The 267-nt window shown below is 42.7% G+C and carries 1 protein-coding gene; it reads left to right on the forward strand.

The features are described 5' to 3' along the window. Positions 1 to 267 (forward strand): FtsW/RodA/SpoVE family cell cycle protein (locus AAEZ06_RS27415; protein WP_350617260.1); only part of this gene is annotated, 267 nt, incomplete at both ends.

The following is a 267-nucleotide window of genomic DNA, read 5'->3' on the forward strand; positions in this document are numbered from 1 at the left end:
GGTTTTACTTGGCGTAGCAACATTCGTATTACTGGTGCTATTTGAGCCTTATCGTATGCGACGAGTGACCTCATTTATGGACCCGTGGGAAGATCCATTTGGCAGTGGTTATCAATTAACACAATCATTAATGGCTTATGGCCGCGGTGATTGGTTTGGTCAGGGATTGGGTAACAGTATTCAGAAGTTAGCGTATTTACCCGAAGCCCATACTGATTTCATTTTTGCGGTGATTGGTGAAGAACTGGGGTTTATCGGTATTATTAT

Source organism: Pseudomonas sp. HY7a-MNA-CIBAN-0227 (assembly GCF_040310325.1).
Lineage (GTDB): Bacteria > Pseudomonadota > Gammaproteobacteria > Pseudomonadales > Pseudomonadaceae > Aquipseudomonas.